Source organism: Aliidiomarina celeris (assembly GCF_003316875.1).
Classification (GTDB): domain Bacteria; phylum Pseudomonadota; class Gammaproteobacteria; order Enterobacterales; family Alteromonadaceae; genus Aliidiomarina; species Aliidiomarina celeris.
In genome coordinates this window covers 671,084-687,952 of the sequence record NZ_QMIL01000001.1, presented here as the reverse complement: position 1 = coordinate 687,952, position 16,869 = coordinate 671,084, and the positions used below count along the sequence as shown (strand labels likewise).

The following is a 16,869-nucleotide window of genomic DNA, read 5'->3' as shown; positions in this document are numbered from 1 at the left end:
TGCAAAGGGGCCTTGTGTTAGCCTTGGCGAAAATACCATAGCCATTTATGGAGTATGATGACAGCGCCAAAAGTCGATTTAACCGATGACAATTCAAAGCCAGAGCGTGACTTTGTTGAGCGAGTGCTGGAAGTGGTGGCTGATATACTACTGAAGCGACAGCAGCCGATTACCGAATTTGAATTGATTCAAACGCTGCAGCAGCCACCGTACCAATTCTTTGCGGAAGACGCACTGCGTTCGGAACTGTCGTTATTCCGCACCCACTTTATTCTCTTTTATATACTGTATCGTCTACGAGACACGTGGCGTACTCAAGGATTATTTGACCTTGAAATTGACACCTTAGCCATTCGTGTGGTGCCACTGGCAGCCGCGGTCAATGGTTTGGCCCGAGAAGACAAGCTTCGCGCATACTATATGGATTGGCAGAACCTTGAAGGAACTACTGCTTTGGATGTTGAGCAGTGGCTTAACGCCTTTTGGCAGCGTTTTACAGAGAAAGGTTACCGGCCTAAAGCTATTACCGAGAACGACATTCAACAAAGTATGCAGGTGCTAGCGTTGACGAATATGCCACAGTCGAGAGCAGAACTCCGGCGTCACTACTTAAAGCTAATGCACCAATACCACCCCGACAAAGGCGGCTCTGGGCAGCAAGTGGAACGATTCATAGCAGCATACGAAACCTTAAAAACGCGGTTCGAGCCTTAAATATTTGGCAAGTATGACTTGAATAGCTCCGCGATAGCTTCGGGCGAGACAGGCTTGTGAAGTGTTTGATTCATTCCCGCGTCGCGGCAGGTATTTAACTCGGTGGAACTTTGGTGGCCGGTTAAGGCGATAATAGGGATGTTCTTGAATTGAGAATTCTTCCGCAAGTTCGCACAGGCCTCTGCGCCGGTCATTACGGGCATTTCATAATCGAGAATAATGAGCGAGGGCTGGTGTTCGAGTGCAAGATCACATGCGTGTTTGCCATCTTGGGCGGTAATAATATTAACGTTATAACTGCTGAGCATAGCTTTCAGCACTTCTAGACTAATGAAGTCATCGTCTGCAATTAGAATTGAGGTCATCAACTACTGTCCATTTGCTGCTAGAACAATAAGCCTACCACAGCTTTTAAGGTCTGACTATTTTGATCCGCAGCCGTATCTGCTTAAATAGGCGGATTATACTTTGTCGGGAGCTTTTGGATAATTATGGTTTGGATAAGAATTATCGCGCTTATGTGCTTCTTTACCGTTGCGGGAATAGCGACAGCAACAGAGCATGGGGCCGTTAAAGTACAAATGTATTTTGGCCTGAACATGCCACAAGGCGAGGTTTCCGTTGCCGAGTGGATGAACTTTGAGAAAACCGAAGTAGCGACACGTTTTAATGGCTTTAATGTCGTCGATAGCGTTGGTTATTACCAAGGCCAAGCGGAAAAATCGAAGATTATTACCCTAATTATTCCTGAGAATGAGTTACCGAAAGTAAAAGAGCTAGCCACTGTTTATACGAATTTGTTTGAGCAAGACTCAGTCATGGTGCTCGTTAGTTCTGTTGAACAATGGCTGTTTATACCTGCAAGTCAATAGAGCTCATTGCGTTAAACTTCGCAGGATTAAGCCTCAGGTTACCCAAGGAAATAGAATATCCAAATGCAATTTACTGCGAGTAATAGGTAGCCCCAACCGCCGTGACGAATAACCGGAGGTCTCTGATTGCCTTCCCCTGCTTGATTACCATGAATCATTGCCGGCACTAGATTTTTTCCGAGCAGTCGGTACACGACTATCGCCACAACGTGCAAAATTACTAACACCCAAATGAAGTTAATGATTTGCTTATGGTATACGGTTAATAGACGCAGTGTATCTGAGCTTGCGAGGTGTGCCAGTGGTCCGCGATAGAAAATGGCGTCGTCGGTGAATAGACCCGTACCCACCTGAGCGAGCAGTACCGTGAGCAAGGCTACAACCGACCAAGCTCCGAGCGGGTTATGGGTGAAGCGTTGGAATTCACGGGGCGCTTTGAGGTACTCAACGATTGCTTTTGGACCGGCCAGGAAATGCTGAAAACGAGCAGACTCACTTCCCACAAAACCCCAAATAATGCGAGTAAGTAAAAGTGCGAGCATAAAAAGCCCCAGTTGTTCGTGGCGATCGATGTGCTCAATTTTCCCACCAGTAAACCAAAGCCCTAAAAAAGTGGCTAACAGTAACCAGTGGAAACCACGAATAAAACCGTCCCAAACCCGCACTTGCATTATTTTAATCTCTGTATTGTTCGTGGCATTGTTGACAAGAGCGTGCGACAGCCATGAATTTAGGGCGGATGGTGTTCATTGAACCGCTTTCTGTCGCTTCTACGAGCTCCTTTGCAGCGCTACGAAGCGCTTCGGCTTTGTTGTTAAAGTCGGCTTTGTTTTGCCAAATTCCGGGCAGCGCTTCGGTACCTTCGTAGGCATTTTCACCCATGCCTACAAAACCTTGCCAAGGTATATACGATAAATGATACACCGCTTGTGCGCGCGTTTTTGCTTCGTCTGCATTGAAGGGGATTTCGTTACGAGCCATACCGGCGAGCACGCCAAAGTTAGCACGAATCATAGAAAAAGCATTTTGCCGATACTCAACGGCTTCCGCCGCATTTTCGAAGGGTTCTGCTTGTAACGAAGGGGTAATAAGCAGAGCGCCTAAACTTACCAAAACCTTGACTGAACGAATCATAAACTATCCTCTTGGGCTGTTTTTGGTTACTGTTACCTACAGTATACTCATTTTCACGTCGAGTGGATGAGCTTTGTCGTAGAACACCCGCGCTTGGTCTAATAACCATAGAGTTTAAAAGTAAAGCGGCTTTTAATGCTAGTGTACTGCGAGCGTATTTAATACCTTGTAGCGTCATTAACATAGAAAATTCATAATAACTTCTCATAACCCACGGTAAGAGGAAGCAGAATGAAGCGAAATATAACGGTGCTAAGCGCAACAGCAGTGTTTGCTGCGAGCGTAAGCATGTTGAGTTGGGCTGATCAAACCACACCTGTTCGCGGTTTGCATGAACGCGACCCGCAACTTGTTGCGCTTACGAATGCAACATTAATTACGGAGCCAGGGCAGCGGGTAGAAAATGCAACCTTGGTAATTGAGCGTGGCATTATTCGGTCTATTGAGCGAAATAACCGCGCGCCGGCGGGAGCGCGTGTTATCGACGCTACTGGCTATACCATTTACCCTGGGTTTATCGACCCCTACAGTAATTACGGTGTGGCGAAACCCGAGCAGGGCGGCCCACGAGGGCGGTCACAGGCGCCCGTATATTCAAATGAGCGCGAAGGCGGTAACGCAAGCAATGCGGCCATTCATGCAGAGAAGAATTGGTATGAAACGGCTGCTGCTCAGAGTGGCGATGCCAAACGCTACATTGAGCAAGGTTTTACCAGCGTCCAGTCGGCACGTTTTGACGGTATTTTCCGTGGCCGTGCGACCACCTTATCGCTTGCAGACCGTTTACCAAACGACATTATTTACCGTCCACAAACCGCGCACTTCGCTTCTTTCGACAAAGGCAGCTCAACGCAGCAATACCCTAGCTCATTAATGGGGAGTATCGCACTGATTCGGCAAACTTTGTCTGACGCCAATTGGTACAAAGAAGCCCAAGGGTTAAGTACCTCTAATGGCGCTTTAGAGTTCAACGCGGCACTTTCGGCGTTGTCGAATATTGCCAGCACCGGTGTTGTATTCGACGCAAGTGACGAATTGAACGCATTACGCGCGGCGCGCGTTTTTGCTGAGTTTTCGTTGCCAATTACTGTTGTGGGCTCTGGTTTTGAATATGCTCGCATTAACGAACTGAAAGCGGCGAATATGAAGTTAATATTACCGCTAAACTATCCTGCGGCACCGGAACTGAACGAGCAATTTGCGGAACTTGACGTTTCATTGGCAGACCTACGCCACTGGGAACGAGCTCCGGGCAATGCTGCTGTGGTTGCGAATGCAGACATTCCATTCGCGCTTACGTTGCATGGTTTGAGTAAAACCAGTGACTTCTGGCCGAACGTTCGTAAAGCGATTGACCATGGTTTGTCGCCACAGCGAGCGCTTGCGGCATTAACAACGGTGCCGGCAGAAATGGCGGGTATTGCCGATCAAGCTGGGCGTTTGGCTGCAGGCTATCGTGCTGACTTCGTGGTTTCGCGCGGCGACTTATTTGACCAAGGAGAAATTGTGTCGGTGTGGTTGCAAGGCGAAGAGAACGAACTGAAGCCTATGAACCCAGCCGACTTTAGCGGCGAATATGCATTAACCTTGGGCGATAAAGAGCTTACATTGACACTCTCTGGCAATGGCCGCATGCAAGGTAAGTTAGTGGCGGGCGAAACCGAGGTGAATCTTCGTGCTGTCAGCGCAGACAATGACAGTGTGTCGTTTATGGCTGATCTTGGGGCCCTTGATTTGCCGGGAACCTATCGGTTCGCCATGCAACATGAAAGCCTAACGTCGTTTTCTGGTCGTGCGGTAAGTGCTAACGGCAGCGCCATTGCGTTAAGCGCAACGCGTGACGAGCCAGAAGCTGCGGCGGCGGAAACGCAACGTAACGCGGGCACACCTGAATATGTTGGGCGGCTTACATGGCCAAACGTTGGTTTTGGTGTTAGCGAACAACCTACGCAAGCGAATCTACACATTCGCAATGCCACCGTGTGGACAGCCGATGACCAAGGCATATTGGAGAATGCGGACATTTTAGTACGCAATGGTCGAATTCAGCGTGTAGGACAGAACTTGTCAACACCGCGCGGATACGAAGTAATTGACGCCACAGGTATGCATATTACTCCCGGCTTAATTGATGAACACTCGCATATTGCAATTTCGCAAGGGGTGAACGAAGGGAGTGAAGCGGTTACTGCAGAAGTTCGCATTGGCGATGTGGTGAATCCAGACGACATCCATATTTATCGCTCCTTAGCGGGTGGTGCAACCGTTGCGCATTTGTTGCATGGGTCGGCAAACCCTATTGGTGGTCAGGGCCAAGCAATTAAATTACGTTGGGGCCAAGGCTCGGAAGGTCTGAAGTTCGCCGAAACGCCAGCCACAATTAAAATGGCATTGGGCGAAAACGTAAAACAAAGTAACTGGGGCGACTTGTATCGTGTGCGTTATCCGCAAACGCGAATGGGTGTGGCGGCGTTAATTCGCGACTACTTCCAAGCTGCGCGTGAGTATGAGCAGGCGCAACGAGACTATGCGCGGCTAAGTCGGTCAGAGCGTCGCCGTACGGCACCACCACGCCGCGACTACCGCTTAGACACCTTGGTGCAGATTCTCAACAGCGAACGCTATACCCATGTGCACAGCTACGTGGCGTCTGAAGTATTGGCGTTGCTCGACGTAGCCGATGAGCTTGGCTTTAAAATTCATACCTTCACGCATATTTTAGAAGGCTATAAAGTAGCCAACGAAATAGCGGCACATGGTGCGGGAGCGTCGAGCTTTGCCGACTGGTGGGGCTTTAAATTTGAGGTATACGACGCCATTCCTTACAACGCTTGTATTTTGAAAGACGCAGGTGTACTCACTAGCTTGAATTCCGACAGCAATGATTTGCAACGCCGATTAAATACAGAAGCAGCAAAGTCGGTCCGCTATTGTGGAATGGACGAACATGAAGCACTCAAACTGGTGACGTTGTATCCTGCTCAGCAGCTTGAAATTGCTGACTATGTAGGTTCGATTACTGCAGGTAAGCATGCCGACTTTGTGATATGGAATAACCATCCGCTGTCGGCTTATGCGCGCCCACAGCAAACCTGGATTGAAGGTCGAAAATATTTTGACCGCGAAGTGGATGCCGCCCAACGCGAGCGCATTGCTGAAGAGCGAGCACAGCTTGTTGAAGCGGTACTTAGTGCGGGTAGCGAAGCGAATCGTGGCGAGCGTGGTGGTTATCGGGCAACGCAGCCAACTTGGCACTGTGAAACAACACAAGACGTATGGCGTGGTTTCGAGACATTTGAGGCGCTACACCAACATGACCATTCACAGCATTCAGAAGGAGCCCACTAATGAAACGATTGATATCATTCGCGCTAACATTGGCGGTAAGCTCTTCGCTCGCGATGGCACCTGCGCATAGCCATGATATGGTGCCCGGTAAGGCCAGCGAGGGCGCTGTTTTATTGCAGGGGGCAACCTTGCATACGGTTACGCAAGGTGTGCTGACTGAGCAAGACTTGCTAATGGAAAATGGCAAAATTACGGCCATTGGTGAAAATTTAACACTGCCTGAGCACGTGCAGATCATCAATTTAGCGGGCAAACACGTTTACCCAGGCTTGATAGCGCTCGACACCACGCTGGGTTTGATAGAACTCGAGGCGATTCGGGCGTCGAACGACTTGGCAGAGGTGGGCAATATAACGCCAGAAGTAATGGGCCACCATGCTTTTAATGCCGACTCGGAAGTTATTCCTACCGTTCGCTACATGGGAATTACTCACGCTGAAGTTGTACCACAAGGCAATTTGGTCCAAGGGCGTTCCAGCTTAATGCAGCTAGACGGTTGGCATTGGCAGGATGCACTGGAACAAGGCCCTGTAGCCTTGCATGTGAGTTGGCCACGTGCGGGTCTCAATACTGCGTGGTGGGAACGCCGTACTCCGGAGCAGCAACGCAAGGCAAATGCAGAGGCAATAACGCAACTGCATGAGGTTATTCGTACTGCGCAAACTTACCATAGCGCGCGGGTTGCGGGTACACAAACCCTAGTAGACCAGCGTTGGGAGGCTATGCGTGGATTATTCGAAGGGAATCTGAAGCTCTTTGTTCATGCCAATGATCGTCGTCAAATTGAACAGGTTCTCGAATTTAATCGTGAATTTGGCTTCGACATTACCATTGTGGGTGGGCGAGACAGCTGGATGGTAGCGGACTTACTCGCGGAGCAAGAAGTTCCGGTGGTATTTGGTGCGCTGTTCGGCTTGCCGAGCCGTGAAGACGAAGGCTACGACGTAGCGTTTTCAACGCCAGCGAAGCTACATGAAGCGGGCGTTGAGTTTGCCTTAGCTTATCCGGGATTCTGGGACACGCGTAACCTCGCTTTTGGTGTAGGTAATGCGGTGGCTTCAGGGCTCGACTACCAAGCGGCATTGGCGGCCATTACTATTGTGCCTGCGAAGCTTATGGGCGTTGATGATCGCATGGGCTCGCTCGAGGTGGGTAAGCAGGCTACCTTGGTGGTGTCTGGCGGCGATATTCTCGATCCACTCGGCCAAGACATTGAATATATGTATATTGATGGTCGCCCGGTGGATTTGAATAACCGCCATCGTCAACTTTATGAAAAGTATAGCGAACGCTTGAGTCGTTAAGGCGAAGGTAAAATGAAAAAACCCGTACTTGTGTACGGGTTTTTTATTGCTGCTCGGTTCGTGCAGCACTATTCGTGCAAGCACTAATGGCTGTCGAGTAAACGTTGTAGTGTTTTTCGCAGTACTTCCGGTTCGAACGGCTTGTCGGTTAAAGCATTAACGCCCGCCTGCTCAATTTGTTCGAGCTGAAGTTCGTCTGCCCGAGCAGACACCATTAAAATAGGAATGTGAGCATGTTTAGGTTGCATCCGCACAGTTTCGGCGAGTTCACGACCATCCATTTCGGGCATATGGTAGTCGGTGCAAATAAGGTCGAAATCTTGGTTTTCGAGCACCTCAATTGCACAACGGCCGTCGGCTGCTTCTACAATTTGACTTACACCAATACTTTCAAAAACTCGGCGTAAATAGTGCCGAGAAGTTTGGCTGTCGTCGATGAGCAACACGCGGAGCTCTTCCACGTCGAACATTTGTAGCTCAAAATGTTCCGGTGAAATTAAATCGAGAGTGGCATTGATAGCTTTTTGCAAGTGCTTGTCGGTAAAGGGTTTCGGTAGCATAGCCACACAGCCTGCTTGCTTGAAGCGTTCAAGCTGTTCACGTTTATGCTCACTCGACACCAACATAAAGAGCGTGTCGGCTAACTGTTTATTGCCTTGAATATACTCGAGAATGGCCATGGCCTCGCCGTCGGGAAAATACATAGCGCTGGCAATTAAGTCGGGTTGTAACCGCGGCAGTAACTCAACCGCTTCGGCAACGGTACTCGCTGTTTCTAAGCGAGTAACACCTGCGTCGGCAAGGTGGCGAGTAATGAGCTTTCGTTGTACCTCTGAGGGTTCAACCAATAAAATAGAAAGCTGATCGGCAGTCAATTCAGCCATAAATACACAGTGTCCTTAATTGGAAGTGCGTTCAGAGTAGGGGAATCGAGCGGTTTTGACAAGTGAGTTTAGAAACGGGCTAGCCCTCCTGCAAAGAACAGGTTAATCTTTCAACTACGCAAGCGTTTAGGGGTTTTTCATGAATTTATTTACAGAGTATTCGAGCGATCGGCAGCAATTTATTATTCGTGTGAAGGGAAAGTTCGACTTTAGTATGGTGCAGGAATTTCGCCAAGCCTACTCTGAACTCAGTGACAGTTCGATTAACGTGGTGGTGGACTTTCGGGAAACTGAGTATATCGACAGTGCAGCGCTGGGAATGTTGTTGAATATGCGTAAAAGTTTGAGTAACCACACGCGGCCAATTCAACTGATTAACTGCCGGCCGGAAATTCGCAAAATTTTAGACATTTCGCGTTTCGATAAACTATTTCAAATCGACTAAGCTTCTGTGCGCGTTCTTATTATTGACGACCAAGCGGTAAACCGTGAACAACTGCGGGAAATGGTTACAGAGTTTGGTTATTCGCCGCTTACTGTCGAAAGTGGCGAAGACGCCTTGGTTGTTTTCAACGAGTTTAGTCCCGATTTAGTTTTGCTCGACGTGATGATGCCCGGCTTGAAGGGTGACGAAATAGCTCCGCAGCTGAAAAAGCTAGCAAATCAGGTTCATTTGCCGATTATTTTTATTACCGCTCTTGACGACAAGCGCACTTTACTGCGTTGTTTGGAGGCGGGCGGCGATGACTTTCTGAGTAAGCCGTTTGACCCTTTGGTATTAGGTGCAAAGCTAAAAGCACATTTGCGCACCCGAAAATTAAGCCAAACATTAGAGCAGAATAACAAACACTTGGCGTATCACAGTGCACGGATTGACCGCGAGCATCGCATTGTGAAACGTATTTTCAACAATGCGCTGAACCGCAACTTAGGTGACTACCCTTATCTCAGCACTCTCTTCTTACCTTTAAGTGTTTTCAATGGCGACACCTTGTTAACCGCCGCAAGCCCGATTGGTAATCTGTATATATTTTTAGGCGACTTTACCGGTCATGGTTTAGCCGCAGCTATTGGTACCTTGCCTGCGTCGCAAACATTCTATTCGATGGCTGCGCGCGGCGCTCCAGTAGGACAAATAGCAACGGAAATTAATAATCGATTAAGCGAGCTGCTTCCAGAAGACATGTTTTGCGCTGCTGTTCTCATTGAGTTGTCTGCCTCTGGCCAACGTTTGAGTTATTGGAATGGGGGGATGAATGGCCCGCAATTAATCGGGCCAGAGGGAGAGTTCTTAGGCGAGCTTGCGCCTCAACATGTTGCGCTTGGCATTTTACCGAGTGATCAATTTGACCCAGCGGTTACCACGTTACGCGTAGACATTGGCAGTCGCGTGCTTTTGGCAACCGACGGTTTAATTGAACTGGGCAAGGAGCACGGGCAAATGCTCGGCGCGTCTGGGTTGCGTTTACTTTTGCAGCACTTTCATTGGGAATTTAATTCAGTAGCTCATGAAATTAAGGCGCTCACTAAAGAGTGGCATCAGCACGATGATATTACACTGGCCTTACTTGAATGTGTGCCAACGGGCATTCTAGCGCAAGTCCCGAGCACAGATTTGTCGCAACTCCCCTTTAGGGTGCGTTGCGACATGACCATGAATGAAATTCGCTCACAAGACCCTATTGCTAGCTTTTTACGTGCATTTGAGCATATTCCAGGCTTTAAACCCCATCGTTCGGCGCTTTTCACCTTGCTTTCCGAGTCGTACAACAATGCGATTGACCATGGTTTGCTGCGCATGGATAGTCGCTTAAAGCAGTCGCCAGACGGTTTTGAACGCTATTACGTAGAACGAGAAAGGCGCCTACTAGAACTCGAAGACGGTTTGATTACGATTGAGGTTGATTACAAGCCAGAAAGTAAAAGCTTAACCTTTACGGTGTCTGATTCAGGGCTCGGGTTTTTGCCACAGAAAGGTACGAACGTTGCGGAGGAAAACACAGAAGGTGCGATAGGCGGTGAGGTTAATTTTGGCCGTGGGCTCAGCCTCATTCGGGAGCTGGCGCGAGACGTGCAATGGCTGCATGGAGGGCGCACGATCTGTTTTGTATACTTGCTGCAGTAGCGACAATAGAAGTTGGTGATTAACCACCAGCAAGCTTTACTTTGTAACCTTGTTGCTCTAGCCAAGCTTTACAGGTTTCCCGTTGATCCCCCTGAATTTCGACAATGTAGTTTTTAACACTACCGCCCACGCCACAACGCTTTTTCAGCGTTTTTGCAAGGCTTTGTAGTTCTTTCTCGGGCAATGCAAGGCCTTCAATAAGGGTTACACCTTTGCCTTTGCGGCCTTTGGTTTCTCGGCGAATACGAACAATACCGTCACCATCTGGAATAGCTTCCGGCGCTTGCTCGGGTTCAATTTTGCCGCGATCAGTGGAAAATACCAGTTGACTTAATTGGTCTTGAAAACTCATGCCATTACCATTTCTTTTTCGGTTGGAACAACTCGTCGAGGTCACTCTTCTTGTCGCGTTTGCGTGCGTCGCTTGCGTTAACGTCACGCAGGGAGTTTGCGATGTCTTCTAGCTTACCGGTGACAACACCGAGCTTCTCGCTTATGTAGGGGTCATCGAAGGTGGCGTCTTGCAGGCTCTTTTGTGCTTTTTCAAAGTACTGGCGAGCGGAGCCCAACATGCCCGAACTAAACGCGCCTTCGCCGCGGCGAATCAGGGTTTCGACACTAATTTGCAGTAAGGTTTTGCTAATCCGTTTTTCTTCCTCTTGAAACACGGTGGCGTCTACGCGGTTGCGGCCATATTCTGCCCGAAGTGCTTTACGCAGCTTTTTTAACCCGTGGATCATGGCAACAATTTGTTTGTCTTGTTGCGGAATAGTGAAGTTGGTAATGAGCGTGGATTTGTCTTCTGGATTGTGATTCTTTACCGCCTCTTCATATTCTTCAAGCCGAATTTGTAGCTCTTTGGTTTTAGGCTGCACATCAATTAATAAACGCAGCGCGTCGCGAGCACGCACCCGCAACACATGCAGCAGACCTTTACCTACGGGAAAGTCACTGGCTAAAGTTATGAGGTTTTCCGTTTCGTCTAAAATACCTCGATAACGGAACATTTGTTGGCGCCGCTCTAGTTCAACACGTTGTTTGTGTTGCTGAATAGCGTTTACCCCTACGGCAAGCGCAGACAGCGCAAAGATAAGAATAATAATCGTTAGGAGCATAGTATCGTTCGTTTTTCCTTGTTATGGCTCTACTGTACCTGACTCCATTCAATTACGGTAGCCTTAAGGTAAATCGGCTACCACCAAATACGCTGTCATTACTCAACACAATAGAGCCCACGCGGCCTTTGTCTTGATGCGCCTCAGCGATAAGACGCGAAAAATAGAGCCCCAACCCGGTGCGACCCGCGCCCAATTCGGTAGCTTGTGGTCCTGCAGAATAGTTGTCGAGCATTTCGGCAGGGTAGCCCGGGCCGTCGTCATGAACTTCAATAATAAGCTCGTGGGATACCTCGTCAATATCGGCCACCAGTTTTACGCGTTCATGGGCATACCGCATAGCGTTAATCAGAACATCGTTAAGTAAAACCAGCACCAGTTGGTGATCAAAAAACCAACTTTTTTCCTCTGCGATTTCGGTTTCTAGGGCTGTATTGTGGTGGTCAGCATAAAACTGGTTGTTGGCGATTAAGTCGTCTGCAAGCTCGTCTAAAAAGTACTCTTCACGATTCACAGGCAAGTTTTTTTGTTCTTGCCGAAATAAAGTGAGTAGTTGAATAAGGCTCGTGTTTAAACGTTGTGTTTCATAGTGAATATCGGCCAATTTTGCTTTCGGCTCTGGTGCTTCAATTTGTGCTGCAACCTGTTCAATAGACTGCAACAGAAGAAAAAGAGAGTTTTTCATGTCGTGCACGCTTGCGCCGAGCACGGTTGCGAAGTCGATCGTATTTTGTTTGACAGAAGGCATAGATACTGACACTCTCATAAGTATTAGGAATAAGCAGCTACCCTTTTAACACGATCCGTACGGGCTCGCCGATGAAACTGCAACAACTGCGATACATAGTAGAAGTTCTGAATAATAACCTCAATGTTTCTCAAACAGCTGAGCACCTTTACACCTCGCAGCCGGGTATTAGTAAACAGGTTCGTATGCTGGAAGACGAGTTGGGCATACAAATTTTTGGTCGTAGTGGTAAGCACCTTACTCACGTTACCCCTGCCGGTCAGCAGATTATCGATATTGCTTTAGAAGTCATGGGCAAGGTAGACGCGATAAAAGCTGTAGCGGCTGAATACACGCATCCACGCAAAGGAACGTTGAATATAGCCACTACCCACACGCAAGCGCGATACGCGTTGCCACCGGTTATCAAGTCGTTTATTCAGCGTTACCCGGAAGTGAGCTTAAATATGCACCAAGGCTCACCCTCGCAAATAAGCGAATTGGCTGCAAAAGGGAATGCAGACTTTGCCATTGCCACCGAAGCCTTGCATTTGTATCAAGATTTAGTGATGTTGCCTTGTTATCATTGGAACCGTTCATTGTTAGTGCCGCCAGGGCACCCATTAGCGGCTCTGGAGCAAGTGAGTATTCAAGACTTGGCCGCCTACCCATTGGTAACCTATGTGCATGGTTTTACTGGGCGATCGCGTTTAGATAATGCGTTTAATAAGGCCAAATTAAAGCCAAAAATTGTGTTTACCGCTACCGACGCCGACGTGATAAAAACCTATGTGCGCATGGGGCTTGGTGTGGGGGTGTTGGCCACTATGGCTTATGAAGCAACAACCGACGCTGATTTAGTCGCCATTCCGGCTGCGCATTTATTTAAGCCCAGCACCACTAAAATAGGCTTTCGCCGAACGTCGTTCCTGCGCAGTTATATGTATGATTTTATTGAAGGGTTTGCGCCGCATCTTACCCGAGACAAGGTTGATGCAGCGCTTCAGCTTCGGCAGCAAGAAGAGGTTGATGCACTTTTCAGTTCCATTGAGCTGCCTATTCTATAGTACCGAGCACGCGACAAGCGCGCTTAGCACTCGGTGATATTAACGGCTAAGCCTCCGCGAGCGGTCTCTTTGTATTTGGTTTTCATGTCGTTGCCGGTGTCCCACATGGTTTTTATCACTTTGTCGAGCGATACCTTGTGATCACCACTGCCACGAATGGCTAACCGGGCAGCATTAATAGCTTTCACGGCACCCATGGCATTGCGCTCAATGCAGGGTACCTGAACCAACCCACCCACGGGATCGCAGGTTAAACCTAGGTTGTGCTCCATGCCAATTTCTGCAGCGTTTTCCACATGACTCACATCGCCACCCATTAACTCCGCGAGTGCGCCTGCGGCCATTGAACAGGCCACGCCAACTTCACCTTGGCAACCCACTTCAGCACCTGAAATCGAGGCGTTCTTCTTGTATAAAATGCCGATAGCTGCTGAGGTGAGTAGAAAGCGCATCACTGCATCTTCGTCGAGCGGCTCAATAAACTTATCGGCATAGCGCATAACGGCCGGAATAATACCAGCGGCACCATTTGTGGGTGCTGTTACTACGCGACCGCCTGCTGCATTTTCTTCATTTACGGCGAGCGCAAATAAGCTCACCCAGTCCATTGCCTGCATTGGGTCACGGGTTTTTTCATTGCGAAGCCGCTGATAGAGCGCGGGCGCGCGGCGGCGAACTTTTAAACCGCCCGGCAATATTCCCTCGGTTTTTATGCCGGTTTCAATGCATTGGCGCATCGTTTGCCAAATATGCATTAACCCTTTGCGAATTTCGTCTTCAGAGCGAAACACTTTTTCGTTCGCTAGCATCAGTGAGCTCACTCGCAGGCCTTGTTCTTTGCAGCGAGCAAGCAGTTCAGTGGCGTTGTCAAAGGGGTACGGAATCGGTTTGCTTTCTTGCTCAATGGCTTCTTCTAGTGTTTCGTCGAAGTCGGCGTCGCGCACAATAAAGCCGCCCCCAATGGAGTAGTACAAATCACTGAATACCTGCTCTTCACCTACAAAAAGCTTAAGTTCCATAGCATTTGCGTGCTTCGGCATGGTTTTGCGGCGATGAAAAACGATAGCGCCGGTACGTGGAAAAGCGACCGTGTGTTCACCCAATAATGCCAGTTGCTCAGTGGCCTCTATTTCGGCTAAAAAACTGTCGACCTTGCTGGTATCGCAGCTTTCTGGTGCCTCACCCGCAAGCCCCAAAATAACGGCTTTACCTGTGCCATGGCCCTTGCCGGTTTGCCCCAGTGAACCGAATAGCTCTACTTCTACGCCGGTAACTTTGGCGAGGTCGCCTCCTTGTTTTTGATAGTCGAGGAGAAACTCACGTGCCGCACGCATGGGCCCTACAGTATGGGAACTCGACGGGCCAATACCTACTTTATAAATATCGAAAACGCTAATCATATTGGTTGTTTTCCTAAACTCTCTTGTATTGTGCTGTAGTGTGGTGATTTGTTGCTGTAAGCGCAAGTGTCAGAACACTGGTCTGTACAGGTGCTTCCCTGCTGGGTTCATTTGGTCGGCAAGGCGACGAATAATTGCGGCGGTAGCGCCCCAAATTAAATAATGCTGGTACGGAATAAAATGCACTACCGGATAAATAGGGTGTTCGCGCTTAAACTGTAAATGGTTTCGTTGGTCCATGAGGGTACGCAACGGAACGTGGAACACTTCAGCAACTTCGTTGGTTTGCACTCTATACGAGGTATTTGCGGGAACCACGCCAAGGTAGGGCTGGATCATAAATTTGGTGAGTACTGGCTGCGGCGGCAATGCACCCAGTAAGTTTATGGTTCCTGCTTTGATGCCTAGCTCTTCTTCCGTCTCGCGTAATGCCGTGTGCAGCAATGACTGGTCACTTGCGTCGCGGCGGCCGCCGGGAAAGCAAATTTGGTTGGCGTGATGGCGCAAGTGGGCCGTTCGGCGAGTCAGTACAACGTGCAAACCCGTTGGTGTTTCGACCAACGGCACCAAGACGGCGGAGGCACGCAACTGCTGCGTATGCGACTTCGGCCACATTGCGGGCTGAGCGGGGTGAAGATTAAAATGAGCGCTAAACTCAGCGGCGGAGCGGTGCATTATTCGTTCCCCGCTGTGCTTTTTTCCAAGGTAGGTAATATTTTCGCTACCTTGTCGAAGGTTTCTTGATACTCCTGCTCACCTACAGAGTCGATAACAATGCCGCCGCCTGCCCAGCAGTGAATTTTGTCACCCGTGCGGCATAGCGTTCGAATAGTAATACTGCTGTCGCTACGCCCGTGCACACTGAAATAGGCAAAACTACCGCAGTACACAGAACGGCGGTGCGGCTCTAATTCTTCGATAATCTCCATGGCGCGAACTTTGGGTGCACCCGTTATAGAACCGCCGGGAAATGCAGCGCGCATCAGGTCAAGTGCAGTATGCGGAGGCTCCAATTGACCCGTAACGGTGCTCACTAAATGATGAACCGCCGGAAAGCTTTCAAGCCGAAAAAGATGCGGTACCTTAACGGTCCCCGGCGCGCAGACCCGGCTTATGTCGTTGCGAAGTAAGTCCACAATCATTAAATTTTCAGCACGATCTTTTTCGGAGGCGAGCAATGCATTTGCACTGGCTTGGTCTTGAGCAGGGTTAGTATTACGCGGGCGGGTGCCTTTAATGGGTTTGGTTTCTACCTTGCCGTTGGTGCTGACCGACAAGAAACGTTCGGGCGAGACACTCAATACGGCCCCTTGTGGCAAACAAATATAACCGGAGAACGGTGCGCGATTGGCTTTGCGCAGTGCTAAATAGGCGTTCCAACTACTGCCGCTACACGGCGCGGAAAAACGTTGCGCTAAATTAATTTGGTAACAGTCGCCTGCAGTTAAATAATCATAAATACGCTCAATGCGCTGTAAATAGTCGGCCTGGCTCATATTGCTCCGCCAGTCGCCCGTAAGATGAAACGCAGGGTGGTTTTGAGCGGACCCACGCCAAAAACGCTCCACTTCCGCCAGTGACCAGTCGACAGGAGCGAGGGCAAAAGTGCGTTGGCTGTCGTGATCAATCACTAAAGCATGTTGGTAAATGCCCATGGCCGCATCGGGTAGATCAATGTCGGCAATGGCATGTTCGGGTATGGCTTCAAGCGTGCGCGCAAGATCATAACCTAAGTACCCAAGCGCCCCGCCTAGAAAAGGTAAATTAGCGGCCCATTGTTGTTGTTCGGCAGACAGCTCAAGCGGCGCTAGTGTTTGCATTGCGGCGTTAATGTGCGCGAAGAAATCGCTGCTCTTGGTTGAAACGTCTTGCGCGTTACTTTGTGTAGAGGGAAGTGGTGTAGAGGGAAGTGGTGTAGAGGGAAGTGCTGGTGAAACGTTACAGCGGCCCTGTTGCTGGGTAATTTTAAAACGCGGCTGGCGCACCAGAATATCGAACCGACTGTTCACATGCTGGGCGTTGGCAGAGTCAAAAAGCATGGCCCAGGGCTCGTTCGCAAAGGGAGAAAAAAGCGCAGTAGGTTCATTCCAGTTGGCGTAAGAAAGCTCAAAAATAGTAAAAGGTTTGCTCATGGTTTCCATGGGTTGTTACTGGCGACATGCTTGATTAGAGGGTATCA

17 protein-coding genes are annotated in these 16,869 nt (G+C 49.1%); 7 read left to right on the top strand and 10 right to left on the bottom strand.

All coding sequences use genetic code 11. The annotated features are described in order from the left end of the window. Positions 1-57 precede the first annotated feature (57 nt). Entirely contained in the window at positions 58-714 is a 657-nt protein-coding gene (locus DQW12_RS03200; protein ID WP_157957837.1) for a DNA-J related domain-containing protein, read from the top strand. Here the strand turns inward: DQW12_RS03200 and DQW12_RS03195 are convergent. Beyond that, positions 711-1,079: a response regulator gene (locus DQW12_RS03195; protein ID WP_113906400.1), complete on the bottom strand. Its 369-nt coding sequence runs from the start codon at positions 1,077-1,079 to the stop codon at positions 711-713. The two genes, DQW12_RS03200 and DQW12_RS03195, sit on opposite strands and share 4 nt — an antisense overlap. A 126-nt stretch (positions 1,080-1,205) precedes the next feature. On the opposite strand from DQW12_RS03195, the gene DQW12_RS03190 reads away from it, so the two are divergent. Continuing rightward, positions 1,206-1,586 (top strand): DUF3574 domain-containing protein, encoded by a 381-nt coding sequence (locus tag DQW12_RS03190; RefSeq protein WP_113906399.1) that lies wholly within the window; start codon positions 1,206-1,208, stop codon positions 1,584-1,586. A gap of 38 nt (positions 1,587-1,624) precedes the next feature. Here DQW12_RS03190 and DQW12_RS03185 read toward each other — a convergent pair whose 3' ends face one another. Together DQW12_RS03185 and DQW12_RS03180 are read right to left on the bottom strand one after the other, a co-directional pair. Further along, positions 1,625-2,257, bottom strand: coding sequence for a cytochrome b/b6 domain-containing protein (locus tag DQW12_RS03185; RefSeq protein ID WP_113906398.1), 633 nt, complete (start codon positions 2,255-2,257; stop codon positions 1,625-1,627). A gap of 4 nt (positions 2,258-2,261) precedes the next feature. After that, positions 2,262-2,720, bottom strand: a complete 459-nt coding sequence (locus DQW12_RS03180; protein WP_113906397.1) for a c-type cytochrome — start codon at positions 2,718-2,720, stop codon at positions 2,262-2,264. A gap of 231 nt (positions 2,721-2,951) precedes the next feature. On the opposite strand from DQW12_RS03180, the gene DQW12_RS03175 reads away from it, so the two are divergent. Continuing rightward, complete coding sequence (locus DQW12_RS03175) at positions 2,952-6,068, top strand: amidohydrolase family protein (RefSeq protein WP_113906396.1); 3,117 nt, start codon at positions 2,952-2,954, stop codon at positions 6,066-6,068. Then, complete coding sequence (locus tag DQW12_RS03170) at positions 6,068-7,372, top strand: amidohydrolase family protein (protein WP_113906395.1); 1,305 nt, start codon at positions 6,068-6,070, stop codon at positions 7,370-7,372. Before DQW12_RS03175 ends, DQW12_RS03170 begins: the two co-directional genes overlap by 1 nt. Positions 7,373-7,455: 83 nt before the next feature. Here DQW12_RS03170 and DQW12_RS03165 read toward each other — a convergent pair whose 3' ends face one another. Further along, a complete protein-coding gene (locus DQW12_RS03165) occupies positions 7,456-8,256 on the bottom strand; it encodes a response regulator (RefSeq protein WP_113906394.1) in 801 nt (266 codons plus the stop codon). A gap of 139 nt (positions 8,257-8,395) precedes the next feature. Here DQW12_RS03165 and DQW12_RS03160 point away from each other — a divergent pair, with 139 nt between their 5' ends. Together DQW12_RS03160 and DQW12_RS03155 are read left to right on the top strand one after the other, a co-directional pair. Beyond that, positions 8,396-8,701 (top strand): STAS domain-containing protein, encoded by a 306-nt coding sequence (locus DQW12_RS03160; protein WP_113906393.1) that lies wholly within the window; start codon positions 8,396-8,398, stop codon positions 8,699-8,701. A gap of 6 nt (positions 8,702-8,707) precedes the next feature. Next, positions 8,708-10,381, top strand: coding sequence for a SpoIIE family protein phosphatase (locus DQW12_RS03155; RefSeq protein WP_113906392.1), 1,674 nt, complete (start codon positions 8,708-8,710; stop codon positions 10,379-10,381). A gap of 19 nt (positions 10,382-10,400) precedes the next feature. Here the strand turns inward: DQW12_RS03155 and yciH are convergent, their stop codons facing one another. From yciH to DQW12_RS03140, 3 genes are read right to left on the bottom strand one after another with little or no spacing between them, the layout of a single operon-like run. Continuing rightward, complete coding sequence (gene yciH, locus DQW12_RS03150; RefSeq protein WP_113906391.1) at positions 10,401-10,733, bottom strand: stress response translation initiation inhibitor YciH; 333 nt, start codon at positions 10,731-10,733, stop codon at positions 10,401-10,403. Between the two features lie 4 nt (positions 10,734-10,737). Beyond that, the gene (locus DQW12_RS03145) at positions 10,738-11,496 is read right to left on the bottom strand and encodes a hypothetical protein (RefSeq protein ID WP_113906390.1); all 759 of its coding nucleotides are present in this window, start codon (positions 11,494-11,496) and stop codon (positions 10,738-10,740) included. A 52-nt stretch (positions 11,497-11,548) separates the two neighbouring features. After that, positions 11,549-12,244 carry a sensor histidine kinase gene (locus DQW12_RS03140; RefSeq protein ID WP_157957836.1) on the bottom strand — a complete coding sequence of 232 codons (696 nt, stop codon included), beginning with the start codon at positions 12,242-12,244 and terminating at the stop codon, positions 11,549-11,551. A gap of 71 nt (positions 12,245-12,315) precedes the next feature. On the opposite strand from DQW12_RS03140, the gene cysB reads away from it, so the two are divergent. Next, positions 12,316-13,290 (top strand): HTH-type transcriptional regulator CysB, encoded by a 975-nt coding sequence (cysB, locus tag DQW12_RS03135; RefSeq protein WP_113906388.1) that lies wholly within the window; start codon positions 12,316-12,318, stop codon positions 13,288-13,290. Between the two features lie 23 nt (positions 13,291-13,313). Here the strand turns inward: cysB and DQW12_RS03130 are convergent, their stop codons facing one another. The 3 genes from DQW12_RS03130 to pabB form a co-directional block, all read right to left on the bottom strand. Next, a complete protein-coding gene (locus DQW12_RS03130) occupies positions 13,314-14,690 on the bottom strand; it encodes an L-serine ammonia-lyase (RefSeq protein WP_113906387.1) in 1,377 nt (458 codons plus the stop codon). Positions 14,691-14,759: 69 nt separating this feature from the next. Next, positions 14,760-15,365, bottom strand: a complete 606-nt coding sequence (locus tag DQW12_RS03125) for a CoA pyrophosphatase (RefSeq protein ID WP_113906386.1) — start codon at positions 15,363-15,365, stop codon at positions 14,760-14,762. After that, entirely contained in the window at positions 15,365-16,822 is a 1,458-nt protein-coding gene (pabB, locus tag DQW12_RS03120; protein ID WP_113906606.1) for an aminodeoxychorismate synthase component I, read from the bottom strand. Before pabB ends, DQW12_RS03125 begins: the two co-directional genes overlap by 1 nt. Positions 16,823-16,869: the final 47 nt, after the last annotated feature.

Bases quoted from the DNA above. Each gene is read 5' to 3' on its own strand.
- DQW12_RS03180 (WP_113906397.1), bottom strand. From the start codon at position 2,720: ATGATTCGTTCAGTCAAGGTTTTGGTAAGTTTAGGCGCTCTGCTTATT.
- DQW12_RS03175 (WP_113906396.1), top strand. From the start codon at position 2,952: ATGAAGCGAAATATAACGGTGCTAAGCGCAACAGCAGTGTTTGCTGCG.
- yciH (WP_113906391.1), bottom strand. From the start codon at position 10,733: ATGAGTTTTCAAGACCAATTAAGTCAACTGGTATTTTCCACTGATCGC.
- DQW12_RS03200 (WP_157957837.1), top strand. From the start codon at position 58: ATGACAGCGCCAAAAGTCGATTTAACCGATGACAATTCAAAGCCAGAG.
- pabB (WP_113906606.1), bottom strand. From the start codon at position 16,822: ATGAGCAAACCTTTTACTATTTTTGAGCTTTCTTACGCCAACTGGAAT.
- DQW12_RS03160 (WP_113906393.1), top strand. From the start codon at position 8,396: ATGAATTTATTTACAGAGTATTCGAGCGATCGGCAGCAATTTATTATT.
- DQW12_RS03140 (WP_157957836.1), bottom strand. From the start codon at position 12,244: ATGCCTTCTGTCAAACAAAATACGATCGACTTCGCAACCGTGCTCGGC.
- DQW12_RS03190 (WP_113906399.1), top strand. From the start codon at position 1,206: ATGGTTTGGATAAGAATTATCGCGCTTATGTGCTTCTTTACCGTTGCG.
- DQW12_RS03170 (WP_113906395.1), top strand. From the start codon at position 6,068: ATGAAACGATTGATATCATTCGCGCTAACATTGGCGGTAAGCTCTTCG.
- DQW12_RS03145 (WP_113906390.1), bottom strand. From the start codon at position 11,496: ATGCTCCTAACGATTATTATTCTTATCTTTGCGCTGTCTGCGCTTGCC.
- DQW12_RS03165 (WP_113906394.1), bottom strand. From the start codon at position 8,256: ATGGCTGAATTGACTGCCGATCAGCTTTCTATTTTATTGGTTGAACCC.
- DQW12_RS03130 (WP_113906387.1), bottom strand. From the start codon at position 14,690: ATGATTAGCGTTTTCGATATTTATAAAGTAGGTATTGGCCCGTCGAGT.
- DQW12_RS03195 (WP_113906400.1), bottom strand. From the start codon at position 1,079: ATGACCTCAATTCTAATTGCAGACGATGACTTCATTAGTCTAGAAGTG.
- cysB (WP_113906388.1), top strand. From the start codon at position 12,316: ATGAAACTGCAACAACTGCGATACATAGTAGAAGTTCTGAATAATAAC.
- DQW12_RS03185 (WP_113906398.1), bottom strand. From the start codon at position 2,257: ATGCAAGTGCGGGTTTGGGACGGTTTTATTCGTGGTTTCCACTGGTTA.
- DQW12_RS03125 (WP_113906386.1), bottom strand. From the start codon at position 15,365: ATGCACCGCTCCGCCGCTGAGTTTAGCGCTCATTTTAATCTTCACCCC.